Here is a 25296-nt window from a genome sequence, read left to right on the forward strand (position 1 = left end):
TAACAGGTTGTTTTATTTAGTTTTCAAGGTTCAAATGATGTCTGTCCAATCAGACAGTATAATAATCATATCATATTCGACACATTATTGTCAATCGCCATTTAAAATCTTTGTCGAAATATGTCGAATATCTTGAAGCGAGAAGTTAATAATACTACGAATAAAACAGAAAGTCAACACACAAAATGATTTTTTACGCTACCTTTATATAGTAGATTTGTCCACGCTTTTTCTTTGCTAGATATTTCGCCGCAAGCCTTACCCCTCTTTGATCATCGGAAATGATTACAATATCCTTTTCACACGGGAAAGAAGAATTCAAAACCCTGGGCAAATATGATAAAGGAATGTTTTCTGCCGAGGGATATGGTGAATTAGATACAGAAATGTAATCTCGAATATCGATTACACAATAACTTCCAGACTCTATTACTGATGCATCCACTTCCCTTATTCTCCCGTGAATTATCATACGATTGAAAAGAGAGATTGTTATAATTCCAAGGCATGCTAGTAATATCATATATGTTCCCATTAAAATCTCCCCTAAACTAAATTTTCTCCTCCCAACATGCTCATCATTAAACATAAAGTGAAACTTCAATCAGTGGCCCACCTAGACCTTCACTTTTCGTTTTACTTATGACTTAAGCTGGGGGATTACTCCCATGAAAATAAAACATTAAATTTTCATCCTTGTTGGTGAAGCTTGCTTCATGGTTGACTGCTCGTTCACGCGGGATAAAAAAGCAACGCAAGAATAAATGTAATAGGATTTTAACTAATTGTCAAGAGATACATCCAAGGGTATTCCTTGTGATTTTTTCCCTTCTTATAAAAAAAGCAAAGGCATAAACTGTAAAAGACTTATGAAACTATTTCTTAAAGTTTGTAGAAAAAGCGTCCAAAAGATGGACGCTATCGCTTTTCTATTAATTAGCTACAATATTGACTAATTTCCCTGGAACGGTGATCACTTTTCTTACGGTTTTCCCTTGTAGCCATTCCTGGACCTTTTCATCTTCTAATGCTAATTTCTCTAACTGGTCTTTTGTTGAGTCCTTAGGAACCATTATCTTAGAACGCACTTTACCAAGAACTTGGATGACGATTTCTACCTCATCTTCCACTAACTTACTTTCATCAAAGGTTGGCCAAGGCTCATAGCTAATCGATTCCCCATGCCCTAATAGACTCCAAAGTTCTTCTGCTATATGAGGGGCAACTGGAGATAGAAGCTTCACAAATCCCTCAGCATATTCTTTTGGAACATAGTCCGTTTTGTAGCCTTCATTAATAAAGACCATCATTTGAGAGATAGCTGTGTTAAATCGTAGCCCTTCAAAATTTTCGGTAACTTTTTTTACAGTTTCATTGTAGACACGATCAAGAGAACCATCGTGATTATCATCTTGAATTCTGTCAGATAATGTTCCATTATCTTGAACAAATAGACGCCATACTCGATCTAGGAAACGACGGGCTCCATCCAATCCATTAGTAGACCAAGCAATAGATGCTTCTAATGGTCCCATGAACATTTCATACAACCTTAAAGTATCTGCGCCATGCGTTTCTACTATTTCATCAGGATTGACTACATTCCCTTTAGATTTACTCATTTTTTCATTGTTTTCTCCAAGAATCATCCCTTGATTTAACAATTTTTGGAATGGTTCCTTTGTTGGAACAACTCCTATATCATAAAGAACTTTATGCCAAAAACGCGCATATAGAAGATGCAAAACAGCATGTTCCGCTCCACCAATGTACGTATCTACCGGTAACCACTTACTAAGTAGTTCTGGATCTGCTACATTTTCGCTATTCCGAGGATCAATATAGCGTAGGTAGTACCAGCAGCTTCCCGCCCATTGTGGCATCGTATTCGTTTCACGGCGCCCTTTCTTTCCAGTTTCAGGATCAATCACTTCCACCCAATCTTTAATATTGGCAAGTGGGGACTCCCCTGTACCAGAAGGTTTAATCTCTGTAGTTTTTGGAAGAGTCAATGGTAATTCTTCCTCTGGAACTGGAGTAACAGCACCATCCTCCCAATGAATAATTGGAATTGGCTCTCCCCAATAACGTTGACGACTGAAGAGCCAGTCACGTAAACGATAAGTTGTTTTACGAACACCTTTCCTGTTCTCCTCTAGCCATTCGATCGACTTTGCAATCGCTTCTTCTTTTCCAAGGCCATTTAAAATACCTGAATTAATATGCTTGCCGTCACCTGTATAAGCTTCTTCATCAATGTTTCCACCTTCTACAACAGCAACAATAGGAAGGTTGAATTTCTTCGCAAACTCATAGTCACGTTCATCATGAGCTGGAACAGCCATAATAGCCCCCGTTCCATAAGTACCTAAAACATAATCTGCAATCCAAATCGGCATTTTTTCACCATTGATTGGGTTGATTGCATAAGCGCCAGTGAATACGCCAGTCTTATCCTTTGCTAAATCTGTTCTTTCCAAATCACTTTTTGTTTCAACCTTACGTAGATAGTCTTCTACAGCTGAAACTTGCTCATCTGTAGTAATCTTACTTACTAATGAGTGTTCTGGGGCTAATACGGCATAAGTAGCTCCGTAAAGTGTATCTGGCCTTGTGGTAAAGGCTTCAAAGCTTTCGTTCTGACCATCAATTTCAAAAGTGATTTGCGCACCTTCTGATTTTCCAATCCAATTACGTTGCATGTCTTTAATGCTTTCTGGCCAATCCACTTCTTCAAGATCATCAAGAAGACGATCAGCATAAGCCGTAATTTTAAGCATCCATTGCTTCATTGGCTTTCGAATGACAGGGTGTCCCCCGCGTTCACTTTTCCCATCAATAACTTCTTCATTAGCCAATACCGTTCCTAAAGCTGGACACCAGTTAACAGGAACTTCATCAACATAAGCTAGTCCCATGTCATAAAGTTTTAGAAAAATCCATTGCGTCCATTTATAGTAATCGGGGTCTGTTGTATTCACTTCTCGATCCCAATCATAAGAAAAACCTAGGTCCTGTATTTGACGGCGGAATGTTTCAATATTCTTTTTTGTAAATTCTGCTGGATCATTTCCAGTGTCAATCGCATATTGCTCCGCAGGTAATCCAAAAGCATCCCAACCGATGGGATGTAACACTTCATATCCTTGCATTCTTTTCATTCGAGCAAGAATATCAGTTGCTGTATATCCCTCTGGGTGTCCTACATGTAATCCCGCACCAGATGGATAGGGAAACATATCTAGCACATAAAATTTTTCTTTATCACTTCCTGTATCCGTTTTAAAGGTCTTGTTTTCAAGCCAATATTGCTTCCATTTCTGTTCGAGTTTTTTGTGATTATAAGTCATGCCTTTTATCCTCCTCCATAGTAAATACCCCAGTCTATTCTCTGCTTTTTCTTTAGCTCCATCTTTGCCAAAATTCCCTCTTATTACCCTTATGTAATTTAACCCTATTTAGAAAACTTGGCCTATCTCAAATTCCTCATGGCAAAAGCCTAATTGTTCCATGTACTATACACCGACTAAAGTTATAAATAGCTGATAGTATTAAAAAGCCTCCCCTCCCATAAATATGGGACGAGAGGCTTTCACCTACCGCGGTACCACCCAAATTAGTATGCATCAGCATACTCACTTGTATCTTTAACGCAGATTAACGGCAAGAATTACTTCCTATTTCACTCTTGCGACCAAAAAGGTGAGTTCAAAGCGAAGAAATGATAGCTCGCACCAACCGCTACCTCTCTGACACTTCATTCGTCTTTTACTAATCCATTTTGCTAGTCGTTCACTATATTATCGTATTCGTATTTTAAAGAAGCAATCGACCTTTGTCAAGTTTTGCCTTCTTATCAGTTGTTTGATCGTTCAATCGGAAGAATAATGTAAAAACGCCTCTCACAAGAGACGTTTTAAACATTACTGGTCATCCAATTTTATCTGGTCTAAAACCATATCATTCATGACATTGCTTACTAATAAATGAAGGCGGTATAGTTGCTCTTTTTGTTGAGAATTAGCACTTAATTTCCAATGCTCAATCTCACTCTCTAACTTGGCTAATTCCTGTTGTGCTAAAGAGTATTCTGCGTCGTTTTCAAATTGATTTTGATTGGCCAGATTCAGCATTTCCTCTGCATTGGAAAGCTTTTGCTCTACATCATGAATAAAATCATCCATTGCTTTTCTCGTAGTCATCTAATCACCTCATACATAATATGTGATTTTTAAAAACATCCTATTCCCTTTTGTCGCTGTATAGAAAATCGTGCTACAATGACTTTTGGAAAGTATATTTTTAGAGGAGTAGTATATATGAAATCAAACCCATTCCCTTATTCGTTTGATCAAAAAAGATACCATTCATGGAATTATCATTTAAAGCAAACGTTTGGACATAAAGTATTTAAAATCTCGTTAGATGGCAGATTCGATTGCCCAAACCGAGATGGTACAGTAGCCTATGGCGGATGCACCTTTTGCTCGGCCTCTGGAAGTGGAGATTTTGCTGGGAACCGCGCCGAAGATTTAGAAACACAATTTCACACGATTAAAAATCAGATGCATAAAAAATGGAAAGACGGTAAGTATATGGCCTATTTTCAAGCCTTTACTAATACTCATGCGCCTGTGGACGTCCTTAGAGAGAAATATGAAGCCGTATTAAAACAAGAAAATGTGGTTGGGTTATCAATTGCTACAAGACCAGATTGCCTTCCTGATGATGTGGTCGAATATTTAGCTGAACTAAATGAACGGACCTATTTATGGGTAGAACTTGGATTGCAAACAATTCACCAAGAAACAGCGAATTTGATTAATCGTGCCCACGATCTTGAATGTTACCTAAAAGGAGTCGAAAAGTTAAGAAAACACAATATTAGAATTTGCTCTCATATTATTAATGGATTACCTGGTGAAAATCGTGAAATGATGATGGAAACTGCTAAAACAGTGTCTCAAATGGATGTTCAAGGTATTAAGATTCATCTTCTTCATTTATTAAAAGGTACCCCTATGGTGAAGCAATATGAAAAAGGGATACTTGAATTCTTAAGTAAAGACGAATATATCGATCTTGTTGTCGATCAATTGGAAATTCTACCACCGGAAATGATCATTCACCGCATTACTGGAGATGGACCACCTGAGTTAATGATAGGACCAATGTGGAGCCTGAACAAATGGGAGGTTCTGAACGGAATTGACGGTGAACTCATTAAAAGGGATAGTTGGCAAGGAAAGCACTACAAAGTTGGGAGCTTGGAAACATGCTAAAAAGAGTCCTAGAATATGCACATACTTTACTATCAGATACCGTTCATACGGGTGATGTCGTTATAGATGGAACTGCCGGGAAAGGCAAGGATACCCTCTTTTTAAGTCAGCTTGTTGGAGAGGACGGACATGTCTATGCCATGGACATTCAAGTAGAAGCAATTTTTCAAACAAGGCAGTTGTTAGCAGCACATAAGAGAACGAATGTAACTTTAATTAACGACAGCCATAGCCAACTCACTCAATATATTGCCCAAGAGAATATTCATTCTATTGGTGGAGCAATCTTCAACCTGGGATATTTACCAGGGGGGGATAAAAGTATCATTACCCAGCCTGAATCCACTTTACAAGCAATCGAAGCTATTCTGCCATACCTGAGAGAAGGTCGTTTAGTTATACTTGTAGTCTATCCTGGGCATGAAGGTGGACAAGAAGAAGAATTCGAGCTCCTAAAAGCACTCTCTGGTTTTAAACAAAAGGAATACAACGTGCTACGCTACGGATTTATAAATCAACAAAATAATCCTCCGTTTATTTTAGCCATTGAAAAAAAGTAAATCCCATGGACTTCTCCATGGGATCTTTAATTATGAGCCAATTTTTTTGTCTTTCGATAAAATTTCGTGTTGAAATAAAAAAATCTTGAAATTCCTCCACAGGCATGTAGTAATGCTTTGACCATTATTTTAGAGCTTTTTAATTGATTCACTTTTTGATCAGCTAAATACATTCCTACTAGACCCTTTTGTATATATCGATGAAATCTTTCATTCGGAAGATTTTTTACTCTTTGCTGCGTTTCTTCTATAAAATGAAGAAATCTCTCTCTCATATGCTCCTCCGAGTCGTAATAGGAACAAAAATTCAAATCTCCTTCTCTACTGTCTTCCTTTTGATCAATATAATAATCCAATAAAATGTGAAGACCCTGCATATAAGGAAAATAACCTTGATAAATTCGCTTTACGAGTGATTCAGTCAACACTCCGTTTAATCCATAGGCAACCAAACAAAAAATGCCTAGTGTTGATCCTGCACAAGCGGAGAACTCGAACCAGCTTATATTTTCTTTTAAATCATTCTGACTTTCCTCAAACCATTTGGTTAAGCGGGGAACTCGTTCTTCTACTTTTACATGCTTGTGCACTTGTAAATCTCGATAATACTGTGCCAGTTTAATCATATAGGGGTATACAACGGACTCATAGTCGGGGATCTGCCGAACCACCTGCTGACAGGTTTTGACTAAGTCTTCTAAATACCCTTGGTCTTGTTGATCCTCTCTCAAACGATAATAATTTTGAGTAGGTTGGCCAGGAGATAAAGCATCAATCATCGATTGGTGTAATAGATCAAAATCAGCAGGATCTAATGAAGTACTTCTGTCACAAAGATTATCTAAGTAATCACTTATAGTCTGATACGCCACAATGAACCGGATCACTTCTTTATATCTTTTGGGAGATAGAATCGCATAAATTCCTCCCCCCTCACAATGGAAGGTTTTGGAATCAATGCTGGCTAGAGCCTGCTTACGGAGCTCAGAATTCTCAATGTTTTGAGCTCTACTTGTCCAATATGCAAGTTCCCGATGAACTGCAGGAAATATTTTTTTGTATATTCGATTCATGAATAGTATTGGATTTTCTGGTACTTGCAATCTGGTTCCTCCTAGAGATGTCATTTAATAAAAGAAAGTGCCATTTGAAAAACTTCTTCTCCTTCAGGTTCAAACAATATCTCATGATACAAACCTTCCCATTCTTTATACTTCTTATTTGTTACAGGAAGCTGTTTATACCACTGATGGACTACTTCTTTTCGAACAAGTTTGTCATCTCCTGCCTGCATGACAAGGGTGGGGATATTTGGATACTGCTGAACCTTTTCTTGGACTTGTAGCATGGCATTTTGAAGTTCACTAAACCATCTAACAGAAATCTTTTGAACGATGAGGGAATCATTTAGGTCTCTTTCCCTAACCTCTTCATTTCTAGTAACATGTAATGGGTTTAAATTACCAGAGACTAATAGGGTTGGCGCAATAACATTACAGATTTTTGAAAAGGCTTGAACACCTTTTGATGGTTCATCAACGATTCCAATACAAGGGGAGGAAAGAATCACAGCTGTAATAGGAAGTGATTTTTCCTGCAGAGTTCTAGAAACAGCTAGTCCACCCATACTATGGCCTAATGCATATATAGGAAGTTTAAATTCTTCGGCCTTATGTACCCACTTTTCAATTGTATCTAAGTATTGTGTAAAGGAATCAATATGCCCTCTTTTCCCATCTGTCTTCCCTTGGCCAGGGAGATCTCCTGTAACCACATGATATCCTTCTTGAGTAAATCTTTTGGCGACTGCATCATACCTGCCTGAATGTTCAAAAGCTCCATGAACAATAACGACTGTTCCTTTTGCATATTCCGCTGAGTATACCTTCATCCATTATTCGCCTCCAACGTTGATTTTATGCTAATCTTATACTATATTATAGCGTAAAAGTCGGACAACGAATGAAGGATTAGGTATAAAAAAGGAGGAATCATATGATTTATGAATATAAAGGAAAAGTTCCGAAAATAAACCAGACGGCCTATATTGCAGAAGATGCTGTCATTACTGGTGATGTTCAGATAGGAGCTGAGTCTAGTGTTTGGTTCAAAACCGTCATTCGAGGGGATGTTGCTCCAACCATTATCGGAGATCAAGTTAATATTCAGGATTTAAGTCTTTTACATCAAAGTCCAAATCATCCATTAATTCTCGAAGATGGAGTAACCATTGGCCATCAAGTGACCCTCCATTCTGCTCACATCAAAAAGAATGCTCTTATTGGAATGGGTTCTATAATCTTAGACGGAGCAGTTGTTGAGGAAGGAGCATTTGTGGGGGCGGGCAGCCTTGTTCCTCCGAACAAAACAATACCCGCAGGAACCCTCGCTATGGGTCGTCCAGCAAAGGTCGTAAGGAATTTAAAGGAAGAGGATCGGAAAGAGATGGATCGAATCCGTAATTCGTATGTAGAAAAAGGTCAATACTATAAAAATCTAAAACCACTTTAAAAAAACACTTTCTACCTAAGGAAAAGGGTGCCTTACCATCGGCACCCTTTCTTTATTTCAACATTTGCTTTAATAAATCTGCTTTATCTGTCATTTCCCATGGGAACTGAATATCTGTTCTTCCAAAATGTCCGTATGCAGCTGTATCTCTATAGATTGGGCGACGAAGATCAAGCATCTTGATAATTCCTGCTGGGCGAAGGTCAAACACTTCACGAACTGCATCAACAAGCTTATTTTCATCAAAAGTTCCTGTGCCAAAAGTGTTCACAGCAATTGATACAGGTTGTGCGACACCAATAGCATAGGCAAGCTGAACCTCGCAGCTATCCGCAAGACCTGCGGCAACTATATTTTTAGCAACATAACGTGCTGCATAAGCTGCCGACCGATCTACTTTTGTAGGATCCTTACCACTAAAGGCTCCCCCACCATGGCGAGCATAACCACCATACGTATCAACAATGATTTTTCTTCCAGTTAGTCCTGCATCTCCCTGAGGTCCCCCAATAACGAATCGACCAGTAGGATTTATAAAGTATTTTGTTTTCTCATCAATTAAATGAGAAGGGACAACAGGTTCAATCACATGCTTTTTTAAATCATCCTGAATTTGTTTTAAAGAAATCTTCGGATGATGCTGTGTAGAAATAACAATAGCATCTACTCTAACAGGTTGATCCTTTTCATCATATTCTATAGTCACTTGAGTTTTTCCGTCTGGACGAAGGTAATCTAACGTTTCATCCTTACGAACATCAGCAAGTCGCTTAGACAACTTATGAGCAAGAGAAATTGGAAGTGGCATTAGCTCGTCCGTTTCATTACAAGCAAAACCAAACATTAATCCCTGATCACCTGCACCAATTGCTTCAATTTCCGTATCGCTCATTTCCCCTTCCCGAGCTTCAAGTGCTTGATTCACGCCTTGCGCAATGTCAGGGGATTGTTCATCAATTGCAGTCAATACGGCACAAGTCTCGGAATCAAAGCCATATTTTGCACGTGTATATCCAATTTCTTTAAGCGTAGAACGAACAATACTTGGTATATCCACATATGTATTGGTAGATATCTCTCCTGCTACTAACACTAAACCAGTAGTTACGCTCGTTTCACAAGCCACACGTGCATTAGGATCATTTGTCAGGATCGCATCTAGAATGGCATCTGAAATTTGGTCACAAATTTTGTCAGGATGTCCTTCTGTTACAGACTCTGAAGTAAACAGACGGCGATTTTGGGCCATTCTCATCATCTCCTCCTTAAAATATTATGACGGAACTCATTCTACTGTATATTTTCTTATCTATTATGACCGTTTCGTTGCTGACAAAAGAAAAAATGCCCTCCCATTTTTAATAATACATAAGAAAGGGAAAGATCCGTTCGCGAATTATCATAACGTTTAGACCTTTGAATGTCAATGTTTGTCGGACTTAATAACATAGGGTTCTGGTGTTTTATCATACCTTCTTTTCCAAATTTATAACCAAGATTTATTATAAGGATTTCGCCTATTTCAAAAATTAGTATGTACAATTTAAAATAATGTGTTATACTAATTAACAAATTATACCCACTGGTATATCCTAATAAAGAATACTTTTGGTAAAGGAAGGGTTCATAAATGAGTATGACGGAAAAAACATTATCTGTAGAGGGATTGTTACATCATCATCAAACACAACCAAATATCTCTATAGCAAGTCTTGTTGAGAAAATCATCATGAAACGAGAAGGCATTTTGACTTCAACAGGAGCTATTCAGGCAACCACAGGAAAATATACAGGTCGATCCCCAAAAGACAAATTCATCGTATCTGATTCTATGACCAAGGATAAAGTAGATTGGGGTAAAGTAAACCAGCCAATGGAAAGTGGTACTTTTGAAAGGTTATTGGAAAAAGTACTTCACTATCTTCGAAAGAAAAACGAGATTTTTCTATTCAAAGGATATGCTGGAGTCGACCCTAAACACCGTCTTCCAATACAGGTTATTAATGAATTAGCATGGCACAATTTATTTGCCAGACAATTATTTGTGCGCCCAACTGAAGAAGAACTTACTTCACACCAATCAGATTTTACGATCATTTCAGCTCCTAACTTCAAAGCAGATCCACAAATAGATGGCACTAATTCTGAAACGTTTATTATTATTTCATTTACTCACAAAATAGTTTTAATTGGTGGTACTGAATATGCAGGTGAAATGAAGAAATCTATTTTTTCTGTCATGAATTATCTCTTACCACAACAAAACATTTTACCGATGCATTGTTCTGCTAATGTTGGACGTGAGGGAGATGTAGCCTTATTCTTTGGTTTGTCTGGAACGGGTAAGACAACTCTTTCTGCCGATCCTCACCGAAAGCTAATTGGAGATGACGAACACGCATGGTCAAGAAATGGCATTTTTAATATTGAGGGTGGATGTTATGCAAAATGCATTCAACTCTCTAAAGAAAAAGAACCACAGATCTATAATGCGATTACGTTTGGTTCTGTACTTGAAAATGTCATCATTGACAATAAGACCGGTCTTCCCGACTATGACAACACTGTTTTAACTGAAAATACAAGAGCAGCTTACCCACTTCAAAATATGGATAACATTGTAGATCCGGGTATAGCAGGGCATCCAAGGACCATTATATTTTTAACTGCTGATGCATTTGGGGTATTGCCACCCATCAGTAAACTCTCAAAAGAGCAAGCCATGTACCACTTCTTAAGTGGGTATACTAGTAAACTCGCAGGTACTGAGCGCGGTGTAACTGAGCCTGAAGCAACCTTCTCTACCTGCTTTGGCGCTCCTTTCCTTCCGCTTCCTGCTTATGTATATGCGAAGATGCTTGGTGAAAAGATAAATCAGCATAATGTTCAAGTATATTTAGTGAACACCGGATGGACTGGTGGCTCCTACGGAAAAGGGCAGCGAATGAATTTGTCTTATACAAGAGCGATGGTTCATGCAGCTTTAGATGGAGAACTAAAAGATGTAGAAACCTATACAGATCCCATTTTCGGATTGGATATTCCGATCCATTGTCCGGGGGTTCCTAGCAAATATATGATTCCTTCTGAGACTTGGGAGGATAAACAGGCTTATCTAAATAAAGCTAAAGAATTAGCCAGTCAGTTCCATGAAAACTTCTCAAAGTTTGATCAAATAAATCCCGAAATCAAGCAGGCTGGCCCCGTTTATCGCTAAGATTTATAACTAGTAAGTTTGAAAAATTGTGACCCCATCTCCTTGTCAAAACAAGGTAGATTGAATATATTCCTTCTTCCCCAAAGAAGGAGTAACTTATAAATCCCCCATTCAATGGGGGATTTATTCATTTCTTTTCATCCATTGACACAACTCCATTACAACCTGTCGATTAAGAGGAGGTGGAAAGTAATGCGTGACATCAGGAAATGACCAAAAGTCATAGAAAGCACCCCATTTTTCACAAGTACTTTTTAATCGAATGGCATGTTCAAATGACACATTTTGGTCTTTCTCTCCGTGAATAATTAATAAAGGGGCACTTAGTTGGCTTAAAGAAGACAATGGTGTTCTCTGCTCATACCCTTCTGGATTCTTTTTTGGATTTCCTCCAACGACTCGCTTAAGCATTCTCCTTAAATCAACTCTCTCCTCATAGGTTAAAGAAAGATCACTTACACCACCCCATGTAACTACACTCGTTGTTTCTTCAGGAAGATAAATGGCAGACCACAAAGCCATCATACCCCCTCTGGAAAATCCAAACACATGTAGCTTTCCATTCCATTTTGGATGACTCATTAAAACTCCTGCCGCTTCGATTGCGTCAAAGCGATCATGTAATCCGAAGTCCTCTCTGCCCTCCCCACCCATATTTCCTCGATAAAAAGGAGCAATTACCATAAAACCTTCACTAGCAAATTGTATTAACCTTCCTAGCCGTACCTTTCCAACCTGCTTGATCCCACCTCTTAAATATAAAAAACCAGAATAGGTACTCTCAGATTTAGGTTCAACAAGAAAGGCCTTAACTTTTTTATCCTGACTATAATAACTCACTACATATACATTCATTCCTGGATGCGGAGAAGGAAAGGGCTCAAATTTATACTTTTCTTCCTTGAAATGAAGATTTAACATATAGGCATTCATACAATTTCTCCTTTTTTCATACAATCCTGTTATTTTTTACGCAGAAAATATATGTAAAACTATTCGAAAAACTTAGCATATCTCTGAAAGGACTCTTGAAAGCGTATTTTTGCTTTCTTAGAAGTTCCTTATACTCTGGTGCAAATCCTAATGGAGAAAGCCTTAGTTTTACTTATACTATCAACCGTAAAGTTATAAATAGCTGCTACTATAAAAAATAAGCTCGCCTATTGGCGGCTCATTCATTAATTAAAATAGTCTTGTTTTTGAATATATTTAATACTTTGAACTAAGACTTGGTCCTTCATCATAAAACTATATTCCGCATCTTCTTGTATAGAAGAAGGTAATTCTTTCAAGAGAACTGGTCCTCTTGTTTCAAAAAAATGCGGATGGCTATTGAGCTCGTCAATACTTGCAAAATAAATATTTTTAATAACTTCGCCACCTTTTCCATCTACAAAATATTGTCCTACATAATGAATGCTCCCAATTTTTCCTCCAGTTTCTTCGTCAACTTCACGGATAGCTGCCTGTCTGGCATCTTCTCCTATCTCTACCTTTCCACCTGGAAATTCAATACCTCTCTCCTTGTGTTGGGTTAGAAGCCACTGTCCTTTGTAACGACAGATTACCCATACATGTTTTGGATCCTTTGAAAAAGGATGATTTTCGAAAGATAGTTTCACTTCATTCTGATAATAATCTTGAAATATCATCATTTAACCCACTGCTTTCTATTCATTTACAAATCATTGACTTGTTTCATTTATCATACCCCAGAATCATCAGCTATTTCTAATTGTATGATATAAGTACCATTCCTAGCATCCATGATTCTTTTCTGACAACTCCCACAGCTAAAGCAGTGGGGTGGTTCTAGGATACTAACAAGCTTCTCTGTAATCGACATATTCTGTGAACCTCTCCTACTAAATCAAAGATTTTGAAGGAGAATTATCGATAATTTTTGTTAAAAAGTGATTTGAATGAATCTTTACAAAGAGTAAAAGAGATCATTTTTATTAGAAAAGTTTATTACCCTGTAATTATCATATCAAGGAGATTTCCCCCTTTTAATTTCTTCTTAATCTCCTATTCCTTTTTTAAAAGGGGGATTAAACCTTTTTTCATATTGGAAACACAGATCTATTTAGGCAACACTACAAGTTTTCATGAAAAAACGCATCCCCTGAAGTAGACTTTATGGAAGAAATAAATTCTCGCGTTTTTTCATCACCAAGTTCCTGTATCATAGAAATAATCTTTTCTAACCCGGAATCCACCCGATCGTTTGGCTTATCATTATGATATTCAACAAATGGTACATGTGCCCTTAAAAAAGCTCCAACGTCATCTTTATATACTTCATCAAACGCTTCCCGTAACTTAATGACCTCCTCTGGGGTTGCATATATCGTAAATATGTCATTGTTCCCATTGTGTATTTGTGAAATTTCTTGAGTACCTAAATTTACATAAAATTTTCTCTTTTCCACTAAAGTCACACTCCTTTATCTATACTTTTTGCAAACTTCTTTGATTTATGAACAACTTTTGACTCATTTGTGCATATGGTATCTACAAAAGGAAAGCGGTTACAAAAGAAAGGGAGATTCGATGAAAATTGCAGATCATGTGTTAGAGCTTTATCTTAAATACTTTGAAGACCCGAGCGATGTATCCACTTTCATTACACTACTTTTGGAGCAATATGACCAGGAAGACCTACTAAAGATGCTCAACAAGGCCCCAAAGGATGAATTAGAAGAAATACTTCGTTTATATTTAATTCCGCATCTTATGAAGGAAGTAAGCCAGTCTATTTCCAAAAAACATTCTGCGGCAAATTAATATGTACTAATAGATTAACCACTAGACAAATTTATTGAATATTATCATTTTCTCCATTTCAGGAATCACTTATCAATACCGATTACACATTTTGTTCACACTTTAGAAACTCGCCCATCTACATATGGGGTGATTATTTCAATAAGAACCCTTTAAGAGAACTGAGCACCCATTTGCTCAGTTTTTTTATGAAGATAAAGTATAAAATTTTGTCTAGCTCCAGCGAAAAAGCTTCCTCGATTAATCTTCGAAGTTTTTGCCCCGAGTAAGGAAAGCTACATAGAGCTACTTCGCAGAAACAAGTGCTTTCCTTGTTTCGAAGGGCGCTTGCGCTTTTCTTAACTATCAGAATTAAACTTTATTCAGTTGATACTAAACGAAAAAATTAAGCATTTGCCATTAGGACTTGGCGTTAAGCCGAGTTTTTCTAATCCCTCTCGAACGGTGACTGATTGATTTCACTTTATGAATTTTATGTGACATGTGTGTGAAATCACAACAATGATAATGAATCTCATTATATAATCTAATTGAAAATGATTTTCGTTGCTTAATAGGGGGAATGACTGAGATGCAATTATATCAAATTCCATTAGGTCAAAAAGCTAAAGTAAAAGATCTATCCGGGTGTCAATTACTTACTCAAAAACGACTTAATCACTTAGGAATTTTTGAAAATGCCGAAATCTGTATACAAAATAAACTTCCCTTTGGTGGTCCTTGCATGATTACCTGTAATGGACAGTGTATCAGTATTCGAAAAGAAACCGCCAGTTTAATAGATGTGGAGGAGATCCTATGCAAGTAGCTCTATTTGGAAACCCTAACACTGGGAAAACTTCTCTATTTAATGCGCTAACTGGATCCTATGAGTACGTTGGAAACTGGAGCGGGGTTACAGTTGAAAAAAAAGTTGGTCTCTTTAGAAATGGGAAAGGACATCTCATCGACCTTCCAGGAGTATATACACTGAATCCTATTTCAAAGGACGAATCTGTAGTTTCAAATTTTTTACTTCATGAATCATTTCAGGAAATTTTAAACATTGTGGATGCTTCTCAGTTAAAAAGAAATTTGCAGCTAACCCTTCAACTACTGGAGTTTGGAAAACCAGTTATCATTGGATTAAACATGACAGATGTTGCAAAACAGAGAGGGATAGTCGTTCATGAGCAAAAATTAAGCAATAAATTAAAGCTTCCTGTCATCCCCATCATTGCTAGAAATGGAACAGGTGTAAAATTACTTGAAAATAGTCTTACTGATTCAGTTGATAAAGAAAAAGTGTCATTTGCCATTTACTATGGTGGAATTATCGAAAAGGCAATCGATCAGATCTCTAGACTTCTAACAGAAACCTCCCACCAAAAACGTTGGTTAGCTATCCAATTTTTAGAGGATAACCCAATGGTGGTCGACTATTTGCATGAGAAAGAGAACATTGAAAAGTTGAAATTGATCAAAGAAAATTGTTCAAATGAATTAAAGCTGACAGAGGATATTTCATTATCAAGGAAAATATATCAAATTAGAGATCAGTTTATCGAGGATATTTTAAATGACTGTATAGATATAAGTGACAGCGCAACAAACAAAACATTAACAGAAAAAATCGATCAAATTGTTACCCATAAGTTTTTAGGTATTCCAATATTTATTGGACTTATGTATCTCATGTTTATGCTTACATTCAATTGGTTGGGGTTCCCCCTATCTGACAAATTAGATGCCTTTTTCAGCGGTCCACTAACTAATGGAACTGAATTTATTTTAAGTCAGGTGGGTGCAAGTCCATTTATACATGCTTTACTTGTCGATGGTATTATAGCTGGGGTTGGTGGGGTTTTAGTCTTCGTTCCTCAAATCTTTATACTCTTCCTTTTTATATCACTTCTCGAGGATTCGGGTTATATGGCAAGGGTAGCAACTGTAATGGACCGTCTCATGCAAGGGTTAGGCTTAAACGGTAAAGCATTTATTCCTATGATTATTGGTTTTGGATGTAATGTCCCAGGTGTTATGGCTGCCCGTACAGTTGAAGAACCTAAAGAGAGGTTGTTAACCATATTGTTGACACCAATGATGTCTTGCTCCGCACGATTGCCTGTATACGCTCTTTTCGTAGCGGCTTTCTTTGCTCAGCAACAAGCTGCGGTTGTTTTAACACTTTATATTATGGGGATTGTCATCGCCATGTTGTTAGCAAAGCTATTTTCCAACACCATTTTAAAGCATGAAGAATCCTTTTTTGTTATTGAACTTCCTCCTTACCGTTTTCCACAATGGAAAACACTATGGAGAAGTACTTGGGAAAAAGGAAAGGGCTTTGTTAGAAAAGCAGGTACCTTTATTTTTGCAGGTTCCGTATTTATTTGGTTGTTATCCTATTCTGGACCAAGCGGACTAAATGTTCCGATGGACGAAAGCTTTTTGGCTATGATTGGTGGCTTAATAGCACCTATTCTAGAACCACTTGGATTTGGTACATGGCAAGCAGGAGTAGCGTTACTTACTGGATTTTTAGCTAAAGAAGTAGTAGTAGCTACAATGGCTATTGTATATGCAGTCCCAGAAGCATCGATAACATCAGTATTGCTAGAGACCTTTACACCAATTTCTGCTTTTAGCTTTATGGTATTTGTGCTTTTATATACACCGTGTTTGGCTACCGTTGCAACTATAAGTCGAGAGTCCGGATCCAGAAAAATCACTTTCTTTAACATTGCTTATTCCTTAGTACTAGCATATATTCTATCGCTTATTATTTATCAAGTTGGATCCTGGTTCACGGGAATGTAAGGAGATGATTTCAATGATATTTAGCTGGCTTGTAGGAGTTGTTATTTTCAGTTATGCAGGATACTCCCTTTATCGTTTTATCCAAAAAAGCAAAAAAGGGAAATGCGAGGCTTGTGACTTAAAAGAAGGATGCACAACCATTGAATCCAATTGTTGCAGTGGAGTTCCGACAAGTGAACAGAAGTTTAAAACATACTAGGACAAGAGTTGTTTTATGAAAGAAATCAAAAGATGATTCCTCTTATTTTTAAGGGATCATCTTTTATATTGGAAAAATTAGCAACTTATAATATGGAAACACCTTAATGTATTGATGTCACATAAGTGAAACTTCAATCAGTGTCCATCCCCCATTGATTGTCAGCACCCACCTCTTTAAAGGCTCTTGAACCAATCGGACATTTTCAGGCAGTTAATCCCCACCTAAACGGATCAAATAGCGCCATCCTCCCACTTCAACCCATCAATTTAATTTTGTTTTTCCTAATAGATTGCTTCTCTACAAATTCACGGTCCACTTCAAATCCTATGCCTGGCTTGTTTGGCAGGGATATTTTCCCTTGATTGATTTGAATGGAAGGATAGACGAAATCACGATCCCAAAAACGATCTGATGGAGAGAGATCCCCCGGTATCATAAAGCCGGGTAGAGAGGCTAAAGCAAGACTATGCGCCTTAGAAATTCCAGTTTCAACCATTCCACCAACCCACAAAGAAATCTTTTTTTCATAAAGAAATTGATGAAGGGATAAGGCCTCTCTCCAGCCTCCCACTCTCCCAATTTTGATATTTATTGATTTGCCACTTCTCATAAAATAAGCTTGTTTCCCGTCCTCATAACTCTTGATGGATTCATCTAGGCAGATTGAGGTTTTCATTTTTTCTTGAAGCTGTGCATGCCAATAAAAATCGCCTGCTCTAAAAGGCTGCTCAATCATCAATAACTTAAAGTCATCCAAAGCTAAAATAGCTGCCATTTCATCAGGCCGATAGGCACCATTTCCGTCAATCATTAAAGGTAAATCAGGATAAAAAGTCCGAAAGGTGTTCAGATGTTCATAAGCATTTTCTTTGTTTATTTTGAGCTTATACCTTTGATATCCTTGCTCCTTGTATTTATCTACTTTTTCTTTCCAGTTTTCCTTAAGGCTAATAACAACTCCTGTGGAAATTTGATCCCTAATTCCACCGACATAATGATACAACGGGTGATTTCCCTGCTTTGCCTTGAGGTCCCAAATAGCCATTTCAATGGCAGCCTTTGCCATAGGGTGCCCCTGGTATTGTGAAAACACATGGGATATATTACTTGGATCATCACTTGATATTTTCGAAAGAAGCAAGTCATTTAGCATAAACCAGGCAGTGTCAACCGTTTCTTCCGTATAAAAAGGAGTAGAAAAGGCCACACATTCCCCCCACCCACTTTGTCCGTCTTCACTAACGCCCTCTACTATTATTCCCTCACGCTCTTGTAAGCTGCCTTGATGTGTTGTGAAAGGGTGTAATAATGGCAATGAAAAATGATAAACATTCCAATGGGAAAGTCTCATAACGTTCCCTCTTTCTCTAAGAGTTCAATAAGCTTATGTCTTTGAATTTTATTAGAAGCCGTACGCGGTAAAGTTGAAATAGAATAATACCTTTTAGGAACTTTGTAGGATGCAAGTTCTTTTTTACAAAATTCATATAGCTCTTCTTGTGAAAAAGCATTTTTTACGACCACAAAAGCGACAGGGACTTGTCCCCACTTTTTGTCAGAATGTCCAACAACAGCAACTTCCTTAACAGCAGGATGCTGAATTAATACATGTTCAATTTCAGCTGGATATATGTTTTCTCCTCCAGAAATAATGACATCCTTTTGTCGATCTTTTACATACAAGTATCCTTCATCATCTATATAACCTAAATCTCCTGTAGAAAGCCAACCATCTTCACTTCGTTCATGTTCCCTCCCTAGATAGGAATTCATCACCATCGGCCCTCTAACATGTATTTCTCCAACTTCATTTGGATGGGCACTTCGATTGTTTTTGACAATTTTCAATTCCCCAGGAAATAATGGTTTACCAGCAGACCCTATTTTCCGCAAACTATCTTCAGGTGAAAGAGTAACCATTTGTGAGGCTGTCTCTGTCATTCCATAAGATTGAAAGATAGGGACACCCAATGACTTACCCTGTTCTAGAAGATGTTGAGGAGCGGGACCTCCTCCAAGTAACATGCACCTTAAGTTTGAAGAAAAAGTCTCGGGATTTTCTTCTTCTATTAGCTGCTGAACCATCATGGTCACTACAGACATAATCGTTATTTCCCCTTTTCGAAGCTCGTTTGCAACCATTTTTGTATCATAGCCTTCGTACAGCCTGATAGACATTCCATAAATCACAGATTTATGAATTACAGAAAGCCCTCCCACATGAAAAAGAGGAAGAACAGCAAGCCAACAATCCTCCTCATGTATTCCGAGGTTTAAAGCAGAACCAATAGCACTCCACCAATGGTTCCCATAGGAAAGTGGGACGCCTTTGGGAAAACCAGTAGTTCCAGAAGTATACATCAGTGTGAATGTAGAACTCAGGTTCAGAGATTCCTTCAAAGGATAGGGTTTATCTTCTAATTGGTGCATGTCTTCTTTTGTCCACGTTTTTAAGTATGGTAAATGACCTTTAATTTCATCAATCGTTGGTTTCATATCATCCATATGAATTAAATGGTTTACATGAGCATCTTCTAATTGATATACAAATTCTCTAATGGTTAACCTCACATTTAATAAAACACCGACTGCCCCAATATAAGATAGGGCATAAAGTAAGATAGGTACATCTAATGAGTTTTTATATAAAATCCCTACCTTATCGCCTTCTTTAATAGATATACTAGAAAATTTTCGTGCATAGGTTTGAGATAATTCTTTCCATTGATTAAAGGTTAAAGAATCTCCATTTGGTGTATCAATCGCGACCTTATTCGGAGATAAGTGTGCTCGCTTGTTTAACCAATGAGGCATAGTAGTCATCAGTTTCACTCCTTGCAAATCTATCTTTATTCATCATAGATGAAAATAAAAAAAATGGCGAGTGTTGAATGTTTAATCTATGAATGTAATGTGTAATTAAGTTTTCGTTAGGGAATCTAATCCACAAAATGGAAAAGCACCCCGAAATGGGGGTGCTTTAAAATTAATTTTGAAACTTATGGAAAACGAGGAAATTGCTTAAAGTCTGGGCTACGCTTCTCTTTAAACGCGTCTCTTCCTTCTTTTGCTTCATCTGTTGTGTAATATAGAAGAGTTGCATCTCCACCCATTTGTTGCAAACCAGCCAATCCGTCTGTATCTGCATTTAGAGAGGCTTTTAAGAAACGAAGTGCAGTTGGTGACTTTTCAAGCATTTCTTCGCACCATTGAATTGTTTCTTCTTCTAGCTTGTCTAGTGGAACGACAGTGTTGACTAAGCCCATATCAAGTGCTTCTTGAGCGTTATATTGTCGACATAAGTACCAGATTTCACGAGCTTTCTTATGTCCAACGATACGTGCTAAGTAACCCGCACCATATCCAGCATCGAAACTACCCACTTTAGGACCAGTTTGTCCAAAGATAGCGTTATCTGCTGCAATTGTTAGGTCACAAACAACATGAAGAACATGTCCACCACCAATAGCATATCCGGAAACCATAGCAACAACTGGCTTTGGAATCACTCTGATCAAACGCTGTAAATCAAGAACATTTAAACGAGGAATTTGATCATCACCTACATAACCACCATGTCCTCTTACTTTCTGGTCTCCTCCAGAACAGAAAGCATCATCACCGACACCAGCCAATACAATAACACCGATTTCAGAATCGTCACGAGCATAAGTAAATGCATCGATTAATTCATGTACAGTTTTTGGACGGAATGCATTTCTTACTTCTGGTCGGTTAATGGAGATTTTAGCAATCCCATTGTACGTTTCATATAAAATGTCTTCATATTTACGTTCACTTTCCCATTCTACCGCCATGTTCATCCTCCTTAACACAAAGATCTACAAATTTTTCATGAACACATTTACTATTGTACCAAATATTCTCGGTTTCTCCACATGAATCGCATGTCCAACACCAGAAATTTCATGATAATGTCCATTAGGTAGGGTTAGATGCATCTTTTTTCCGATTTCACAAAATTTAAGATCTAATGATCCTACAACAATAAGAGTTGGTATCTTTAGCTTATGGAGATCCCCCCACCAGGATGGCTGTGAACCAGTTCCCATTCCATGGAGAGAAGCCATTAATCCCTCCTCTGTTTGTGATAATCGCTCGATACGAATTTCGTTCTGCCTCTCTTTCGGAAGATTTTTTTGACTTGAAAATAGTGGTATGTTTTCCCAAAAGTCAACAAAATATTGCACCCCCTCTTTGGCGAGTATATTTGCTAAATTAGAATCTTGAATTTTTCTTTCTTCTCTAGCTTTTTCGCTAGCCAGACCAGGAGAAGCACTTTCTAATAATAGAGACTTCACAACCTCTGGGTAAATCATTGCAAAAGACAGAGCCGTTCTTCCCCCCATTGAATAACCAAGAAGATGAGTTTTTTCTATTTCAAGTTCCCTTAAGAGTATTTTTAGGTCTTTACATACTGATTCCATGTTAAAAGAAGAAAGAGACACAGTTTTTCCATGTCCCGGTAAATCCACCATGATTAATTGATAGTTTTCTAGCAGTTCTTCTATTTCACTCCAGGTTTGATGCGTTCCTGTAAAACCATGTAACAAAAGAATTGGTTCGCCATTTCCCTTCACTTTAAGCCAAAATTTTGTGTTACCTGCTTCCATATACAAGAACTTCACCATCCTCAAAACGATTACACTTTTTGTTCAATACTTTTCCACAATGCTCGATGCCAATCAACATTTTCCTGTCGGTTAGTCTTTACTTCAATTACCGAAAGTCCAGGTGAACTATAGCTTTCTATAAGGGCTTCATTTAATTCTTTCTTTTCTTCAACCAACGTATAAGAACCCCCATACATTTGGATAGCATGAGAAAAATCAAGATCTAATGGTGTTCCAAATAAAACTTCAAAGTGTTTTGGATGTTGACTTTGTGGAAGAAAGGAAAAGATCCCACCTCCATTATTATTGACTAAAACAACTGTGACATTTAATCCATATTGTTTGGCAACTAGTAAGCCGTTTAAATCATGATAAAAAGACAGGTCTCCAATAACAAGAGTCACTCTCTTTCCAGAAGTGGACATCCCTAAAGCAGTCGATGTAATTCCGTCAATACCATTCGCCCCACGATTACCAGCTGTAGTAAAGGTTTTATCCGTAGCCAGGAAGAAACTATCTAAATCTCGAACAGGCATACTATTACCTACCATTAAAATACTTTCATTTGGAATTTGGGAACAAACAGTATACATGACACTTCCTTCTGTTATATCCTCTTTAGCAACTTGAGAAAAAATCTCTTCTCTAGCTTTTTGATTTGCATCTGACCAGTTTATCAACCAGCTTTTATTCTCTTTTGGTGTAATCTCTTGCTGAAGATCTTGGGCAAACTTAGTTGAATCTGCATAAATAAATGTACTCTCTAAGCCTGCTGGTTCACGGTAACCTTCTGATTCCTCAATCACAATATGTCGACATTCTGGATGAAATTGCACATATTGTAAATAGGGTTTAGAGATAGGCATAGCTCCGAAACGGATAATCACATCTGGCTTCCAGTTTTCTTTGATCCTCTTAATTTTTAAGAGTGCATCGTATGCCTCAATAAGTGTATCCTTTGGATGGTCTCCCGCTCTTATTTGAGAGAGAGGGTCAGCCAATAAAGGAATCTGAGCATGAGCAGCTAAACGAGCAATAGCCTCTGCACTGGCCTTATCTGTTTGAGGGCCACATACAAAAAGGATATTTTCCTTATCGTCAATCATTTTTGCCACAGATTTAATATTAGATAAAGATAATTGTTTTTCTCCGTCTAAAAAATGATGATGAGGTTTGTTTTCAGGCTTCCATAAATCATCTAAAGAAAAATCAGGAATGAGCGGCTCTCTTAATGGAACATTCAAATGCACTGGGCCAGGATTATTGGCATGACTTTGATGATAAGAGCGAGCTGCAACTGAACGCACATAAGTCAATTGCTTAGGAGTAGATTCTGGCAAAGCCAAATCATGAAACCATTTGACAAAAGCACCAAATAAATCAGGCTGATGGATCGTTTGTGGCGCTCCTACTTCACGTAATTCATGAGGTCTGTCTGCTGTAATGACAAGTAAAGGTACATGACTGTAAAACGCTTCTACTACTGCTGGCATGTAATTTGCTACTGCTGTTCCTGACGTACAAACCAATGCTACAGGTCGTTTTTGTTCCTTGGCCATTCCAAGTGCAAAAAATGCAGCGGAGCGCTCATCGAGATTCATCCAATGAGTGACACCCTCATGTTCTGCAAAGGTCAATGAAATCGGAGTTGAGCGTGATCCTGGGGAAATCACAACATCTGTTAACCCCTGTTGTACAAACTCATCTACAAACTGTGCAAGATATCTAGTTAATTGTTCTGTATGATTCATCTAGACGGTCCTCCTAAGACGGATAGCATAGGTCCAAATTTAATACGTGTCTCTTCATATTCTGCCTCAGGATCCGAATCCTCAACTACTCCACAGCCAGCAAAAAGAGAGGCTTGATCCTTATGAATGAGTGCTGATCTGATGGCGACAGCAAATTCGCCATTTCCCATTTGGTCCAGCCAACCAATAGGAGCTCCATACCAGCCGCGTTCCATATCTTCATAATCCCGAATGAAAGTTAAAGCATCTTCTCTCGGTTCACCACCCAAAGCAGGGGTTGGGTGTAATCGTTCCACAATATCAAGTAAAGACATATCATCTTTTAAAATCCCTCGGACGGGAGTATATAAATGCTGCATATGTCGTAATGGATATAGAATAGGCTGTTTAGGTACTGATAACGTTTTACAACAATCAGCAACAGATTCCTTAATCATTTGTACTACAAATTGATGCTCCTGAAGATTTTTGGAATCTGAAAGAAGATCGGTTCCAATGATACGATCTTCTTCTTCTGTCTTCCCTCGTGGTGCAGTGCCGGCTAAACAGGTCGAGAGAACTTCTTGGTTTTCCACCTTCACTAACCGTTCTGGCGAAGCTCCAACAAAACAATCGTCACCACTTTCCATAATAAAAATATAGCTATTTGGGTGCTCAGAAACTAGCTTTTTTAATATAGAAGAAATTGCAACTCTTCCCGAGAAATGAGCACGTAATTCGCGAGCAAGAACGACTTTGTCTACTCTCCCTTTTTTAATCTCTTCTGTCACCTGATGTACATGTTCTTTCCATGTATCTACACCTATTTCTTTCACATCAACCATATCCACTGGCGGCGTTTGAGTAGTAGTTGATTCCAATAGTCTTTTTGATTCCTGTAATAAAAATTCAGAAAAGTCCTCAGGTGCTTTCTCATGGTCCACTAGAGCATTTATAGTTAAATAAATGTCTTGTCCTCGTTTGGTTAATAAAAACATGGGTACGGTGAATTTTGTGTCAGGAAAAGAATCCCAAAGACCTTTTTTCTTAGCATAAGGATCAAAACAAAATCCACCAAAACTTAAAAATCCTGTTCCGGGAACTTGTTTGTCTCCCTCCGTGATTAAATTTTCATATAAATTCTGAAGATGAGTACGGACGCTTTGAAATCGCTCTTCTCCTTCTTGAATCATGGTAGCTGAACCAATACCTACTAAAACAAGTTCACCTTGGGAATCTTGCCAAAATATACGTTCTCCCATATAATTCTTTCCTTCTTCAAAAAATGAAAGAGGATTAGCAGAAGACACCTTTTCTATGACACTAATAAAACAAGGCTTTTTTGTTTGGCTTGCTTTTTGTTGAGCAATCTTTACTATAGGTAAGAGTCGATTTGGCTTTGTCTTTATCATGGATATAACCTCCATTACAGAGATGTTCAATTTTTACAAATATATATATATAAATTTAAAATTCCAATTACACTACTCTATTTTATGCTCTTTTTGATCATTCCTCAAGGATTCCTTAAAATTACCATAGAATGTTTGTAATTTGATAGATTGACACCGTGA

At 37.7% G+C, this 25296-nt stretch carries 23 protein-coding genes and 1 other annotated feature; of the genes, 8 read left to right on the forward strand and 15 right to left on the reverse strand.

What is annotated here, in order from left to right:
* Window positions 1-193: 193 nt before the first annotated feature.
* From RZN25_12295 to RZN25_12305, 3 genes are all read right to left on the reverse strand, one after another.
* Window positions 194-604 carry a rhodanese-like domain-containing protein gene (locus RZN25_12295; protein ID MEQ6377596.1) on the reverse strand — a complete coding sequence of 137 codons (411 nt, stop codon included), beginning with the start codon at window positions 602-604 and terminating at the stop codon, window positions 194-196.
* Window positions 605-932: 328 nt separating this feature from the next.
* Window positions 933-3350, reverse strand: coding sequence for a leucine--tRNA ligase (gene leuS, locus RZN25_12300; protein ID MEQ6377597.1), 2418 nt, complete (start codon window positions 3348-3350; stop codon window positions 933-935).
* Window positions 3351-3574: 224 nt separating this feature from the next.
* Window positions 3575-3795, reverse strand: a binding site (T-box leader).
* 128 nt (window positions 3796-3923) lie between these two features.
* Entirely contained in the window at window positions 3924-4202 is a 279-nt protein-coding gene (locus RZN25_12305; protein ID MEQ6377598.1) for a DUF2524 family protein, read from the reverse strand.
* A gap of 117 nt (window positions 4203-4319) precedes the next feature.
* Here RZN25_12305 and RZN25_12310 point away from each other — a divergent pair, with 117 nt between their 5' ends.
* Complete coding sequence (locus tag RZN25_12310) at window positions 4320-5282, forward strand: TIGR01212 family radical SAM protein (GenBank protein MEQ6377599.1); 963 nt, start codon at window positions 4320-4322, stop codon at window positions 5280-5282.
* Window positions 5276-5842, forward strand: coding sequence for a class I SAM-dependent methyltransferase (locus RZN25_12315; GenBank protein ID MEQ6377600.1), 567 nt, complete (start codon window positions 5276-5278; stop codon window positions 5840-5842). The genes RZN25_12310 and RZN25_12315 overlap by 7 nt, the downstream gene beginning before the upstream one ends.
* A gap of 26 nt (window positions 5843-5868) precedes the next feature.
* On the opposite strand, the gene RZN25_12320 is transcribed toward RZN25_12315, so the two are convergent.
* Together RZN25_12320 and RZN25_12325 are read right to left on the reverse strand one after the other, a co-directional pair.
* Window positions 5869-6945, reverse strand: a complete 1077-nt coding sequence (locus RZN25_12320; protein MEQ6377601.1) for a tetraprenyl-beta-curcumene synthase family protein — start codon at window positions 6943-6945, stop codon at window positions 5869-5871.
* A 20-nt stretch (window positions 6946-6965) separates the two neighbouring features.
* Window positions 6966-7733 (reverse strand): alpha/beta hydrolase, encoded by a 768-nt coding sequence (locus RZN25_12325; GenBank protein MEQ6377602.1) that lies wholly within the window; start codon window positions 7731-7733, stop codon window positions 6966-6968.
* Window positions 7734-7837: 104 nt separating this feature from the next.
* Here RZN25_12325 and RZN25_12330 point away from each other — a divergent pair, with 104 nt between their 5' ends.
* Entirely contained in the window at window positions 7838-8353 is a 516-nt protein-coding gene (locus RZN25_12330; protein MEQ6377603.1) for a gamma carbonic anhydrase family protein, read from the forward strand.
* A 52-nt stretch (window positions 8354-8405) separates the two neighbouring features.
* On the opposite strand, the gene metK is transcribed toward RZN25_12330, so the two are convergent.
* Complete coding sequence (gene metK, locus RZN25_12335; protein ID MEQ6377604.1) at window positions 8406-9602, reverse strand: methionine adenosyltransferase; 1197 nt, start codon at window positions 9600-9602, stop codon at window positions 8406-8408.
* Window positions 9603-9989: 387 nt separating this feature from the next.
* On the opposite strand from metK, the gene pckA reads away from it, so the two are divergent.
* Window positions 9990-11570, forward strand: a complete 1581-nt coding sequence (gene pckA / locus RZN25_12340; protein ID MEQ6377605.1) for a phosphoenolpyruvate carboxykinase (ATP) — start codon at window positions 9990-9992, stop codon at window positions 11568-11570.
* A gap of 123 nt (window positions 11571-11693) precedes the next feature.
* On the opposite strand, the gene RZN25_12345 is transcribed toward pckA, so the two are convergent.
* The 3 genes from RZN25_12345 to RZN25_12355 form a co-directional block, all read right to left on the reverse strand.
* Window positions 11694-12503 carry a prolyl oligopeptidase family serine peptidase gene (locus RZN25_12345; GenBank protein ID MEQ6377606.1) on the reverse strand — a complete coding sequence of 270 codons (810 nt, stop codon included), beginning with the start codon at window positions 12501-12503 and terminating at the stop codon, window positions 11694-11696.
* Between the two features lie 245 nt (window positions 12504-12748).
* Window positions 12749-13225, reverse strand: a complete 477-nt coding sequence (ytkD, locus tag RZN25_12350; GenBank protein MEQ6377607.1) for a nucleoside triphosphatase YtkD — start codon at window positions 13223-13225, stop codon at window positions 12749-12751.
* A 441-nt stretch (window positions 13226-13666) separates the two neighbouring features.
* A complete protein-coding gene (locus RZN25_12355) occupies window positions 13667-14002 on the reverse strand; it encodes a hydrolase (GenBank protein MEQ6377608.1) in 336 nt (111 codons plus the stop codon).
* A 121-nt stretch (window positions 14003-14123) separates the two neighbouring features.
* Here RZN25_12355 and RZN25_12360 point away from each other — a divergent pair, with 121 nt between their 5' ends.
* The 4 genes from RZN25_12360 to RZN25_12375 all read left to right on the forward strand — a co-directional run bounded on the left by RZN25_12360 (window position 14124) and on the right by RZN25_12375 (window position 17355).
* Window positions 14124-14357: a hypothetical protein gene (locus RZN25_12360; protein MEQ6377609.1), complete on the forward strand. Its 234-nt coding sequence runs from the start codon at window positions 14124-14126 to the stop codon at window positions 14355-14357.
* Window positions 14358-14928: 571 nt separating this feature from the next.
* Window positions 14929-15165, forward strand: coding sequence for a FeoA family protein (locus RZN25_12365; protein ID MEQ6377610.1), 237 nt, complete (start codon window positions 14929-14931; stop codon window positions 15163-15165).
* Window positions 15156-17156, forward strand: a complete 2001-nt coding sequence (gene feoB, locus RZN25_12370) for a ferrous iron transport protein B (GenBank protein MEQ6377611.1) — start codon at window positions 15156-15158, stop codon at window positions 17154-17156. The genes RZN25_12365 and feoB overlap by 10 nt, the downstream gene beginning before the upstream one ends.
* Before the next feature lie 13 nt (window positions 17157-17169).
* Complete coding sequence (locus tag RZN25_12375; protein ID MEQ6377612.1) at window positions 17170-17355, forward strand: FeoB-associated Cys-rich membrane protein; 186 nt, start codon at window positions 17170-17172, stop codon at window positions 17353-17355.
* A gap of 256 nt (window positions 17356-17611) precedes the next feature.
* On the opposite strand, the gene menC is transcribed toward RZN25_12375, so the two are convergent.
* From menC to RZN25_12405, 6 genes are all read right to left on the reverse strand, one after another.
* On the reverse strand, window positions 17612-18709 hold the full coding sequence (gene menC / locus RZN25_12380) for an o-succinylbenzoate synthase (protein MEQ6377613.1): 1098 nt from the start codon (window positions 18707-18709) through the stop codon (window positions 17612-17614).
* Window positions 18706-20181 (reverse strand): o-succinylbenzoate--CoA ligase, encoded by a 1476-nt coding sequence (locus RZN25_12385; GenBank protein MEQ6377614.1) that lies wholly within the window; start codon window positions 20179-20181, stop codon window positions 18706-18708. Before RZN25_12385 ends, menC begins: the two co-directional genes overlap by 4 nt.
* A 176-nt stretch (window positions 20182-20357) precedes the next feature.
* Window positions 20358-21176: a 1,4-dihydroxy-2-naphthoyl-CoA synthase gene (gene menB, locus RZN25_12390; GenBank protein ID MEQ6377615.1), complete on the reverse strand. Its 819-nt coding sequence runs from the start codon at window positions 21174-21176 to the stop codon at window positions 20358-20360.
* Between the two features lie 24 nt (window positions 21177-21200).
* Entirely contained in the window at window positions 21201-21992 is a 792-nt protein-coding gene (menH, locus tag RZN25_12395; protein MEQ6377616.1) for a 2-succinyl-6-hydroxy-2,4-cyclohexadiene-1-carboxylate synthase, read from the reverse strand.
* Between the two features lie 29 nt (window positions 21993-22021).
* Window positions 22022-23743: a 2-succinyl-5-enolpyruvyl-6-hydroxy-3-cyclohexene-1-carboxylic-acid synthase gene (gene menD, locus RZN25_12400; protein MEQ6377617.1), complete on the reverse strand. Its 1722-nt coding sequence runs from the start codon at window positions 23741-23743 to the stop codon at window positions 22022-22024.
* Complete coding sequence (locus RZN25_12405; GenBank protein MEQ6377618.1) at window positions 23740-25134, reverse strand: isochorismate synthase; 1395 nt, start codon at window positions 25132-25134, stop codon at window positions 23740-23742. Before RZN25_12405 ends, menD begins: the two co-directional genes overlap by 4 nt.
* Window positions 25135-25296: the final 162 nt, after the last annotated feature.

The organism is Bacillaceae bacterium S4-13-56 (assembly GCA_040191315.1).
Taxonomy (GTDB): domain Bacteria; phylum Bacillota; class Bacilli; order Bacillales; family JAWJLM01; genus JAWJLM01.

What these genes read in the sequence shown, in the direction of transcription:
- leuS (MEQ6377597.1), bottom strand. Translation starts at nt 3,350, where the DNA reads ATGACTTATAATCACAAAAAACTCGAACAGAAATGGAAGCAATATTGG.
- RZN25_12305 (MEQ6377598.1), bottom strand. Translation starts at nt 4,202, where the DNA reads ATGACTACGAGAAAAGCAATGGATGATTTTATTCATGATGTAGAGCAA.
- RZN25_12310 (MEQ6377599.1), top strand. Translation starts at nt 4,320, where the DNA reads ATGAAATCAAACCCATTCCCTTATTCGTTTGATCAAAAAAGATACCAT.
- RZN25_12315 (MEQ6377600.1), top strand. Translation starts at nt 5,276, where the DNA reads ATGCTAAAAAGAGTCCTAGAATATGCACATACTTTACTATCAGATACC.
- RZN25_12325 (MEQ6377602.1), bottom strand. Translation starts at nt 7,733, where the DNA reads ATGAAGGTATACTCAGCGGAATATGCAAAAGGAACAGTCGTTATTGTT.
- RZN25_12330 (MEQ6377603.1), top strand. Translation starts at nt 7,838, where the DNA reads ATGATTTATGAATATAAAGGAAAAGTTCCGAAAATAAACCAGACGGCC.
- metK (MEQ6377604.1), bottom strand. Translation starts at nt 9,602, where the DNA reads ATGGCCCAAAATCGCCGTCTGTTTACTTCAGAGTCTGTAACAGAAGGA.
- pckA (MEQ6377605.1), top strand. Translation starts at nt 9,990, where the DNA reads ATGACGGAAAAAACATTATCTGTAGAGGGATTGTTACATCATCATCAA.
- RZN25_12345 (MEQ6377606.1), bottom strand. Translation starts at nt 12,503, where the DNA reads ATGAATGCCTATATGTTAAATCTTCATTTCAAGGAAGAAAAGTATAAA.
- ytkD (MEQ6377607.1), bottom strand. Translation starts at nt 13,225, where the DNA reads ATGATGATATTTCAAGATTATTATCAGAATGAAGTGAAACTATCTTTC.
- RZN25_12360 (MEQ6377609.1), top strand. Translation starts at nt 14,124, where the DNA reads ATGAAAATTGCAGATCATGTGTTAGAGCTTTATCTTAAATACTTTGAA.
- RZN25_12365 (MEQ6377610.1), top strand. Translation starts at nt 14,929, where the DNA reads ATGCAATTATATCAAATTCCATTAGGTCAAAAAGCTAAAGTAAAAGAT.
- feoB (MEQ6377611.1), top strand. Translation starts at nt 15,156, where the DNA reads ATGCAAGTAGCTCTATTTGGAAACCCTAACACTGGGAAAACTTCTCTA.
- RZN25_12375 (MEQ6377612.1), top strand. Translation starts at nt 17,170, where the DNA reads ATGATATTTAGCTGGCTTGTAGGAGTTGTTATTTTCAGTTATGCAGGA.
- menC (MEQ6377613.1), bottom strand. Translation starts at nt 18,709, where the DNA reads ATGAGACTTTCCCATTGGAATGTTTATCATTTTTCATTGCCATTATTA.
- RZN25_12385 (MEQ6377614.1), bottom strand. Translation starts at nt 20,181, where the DNA reads ATGACTACTATGCCTCATTGGTTAAACAAGCGAGCACACTTATCTCCG.
- menB (MEQ6377615.1), bottom strand. Translation starts at nt 21,176, where the DNA reads ATGGCGGTAGAATGGGAAAGTGAACGTAAATATGAAGACATTTTATAT.
- menH (MEQ6377616.1), bottom strand. Translation starts at nt 21,992, where the DNA reads ATGGAAGCAGGTAACACAAAATTTTGGCTTAAAGTGAAGGGAAATGGC.
- menD (MEQ6377617.1), bottom strand. Translation starts at nt 23,743, where the DNA reads ATGAATCATACAGAACAATTAACTAGATATCTTGCACAGTTTGTAGAT.
- RZN25_12405 (MEQ6377618.1), bottom strand. Translation starts at nt 25,134, where the DNA reads ATGATAAAGACAAAGCCAAATCGACTCTTACCTATAGTAAAGATTGCT.